This window comes from Bradyrhizobium cosmicum (genome assembly GCF_032290525.1).
Lineage (GTDB): Bacteria > Pseudomonadota > Alphaproteobacteria > Rhizobiales > Xanthobacteraceae > Bradyrhizobium > Bradyrhizobium cosmicum_A.
Genome location: NZ_JASXTA010000481.1, coordinates 1 through 246, shown reverse-complemented (window position 1 = coordinate 246; position 246 = coordinate 1). Strand labels below are relative to the sequence as shown.

Genomic DNA, 246 nt, shown 5'->3' with positions numbered 1-246 from the left:
GTCGGACTCGGTCCGCGCCAATGCGCGCGAAGGCGATATCGGCGGGCCGTTGCGGGAGATCGCCATCGCCCATCCCGACACCATCATCGGCAGCTATCCGTTCATGGACGAGGACAAGAAGCCGAACACCAACCTCGTCGTCCGCTCGCGCGATCCCGACAAGCTCAACGCCGCGATGGCAGCGGTGAAGGAGATGCTGGCGGCATTGAACGTCACCACCCGGTAGCAGACAGGCCAGGACAAGAC

1 pseudogene is annotated in these 246 nt (G+C 64.2%); it reads left to right on the top strand.

The features are described 5' to 3' along the window. A pseudogene (locus QSV46_RS40640) lies at positions 1-226 on the top strand (competence/damage-inducible protein A); the annotation flags it as partial. Positions 227-246 lie beyond the last annotated feature (20 nt).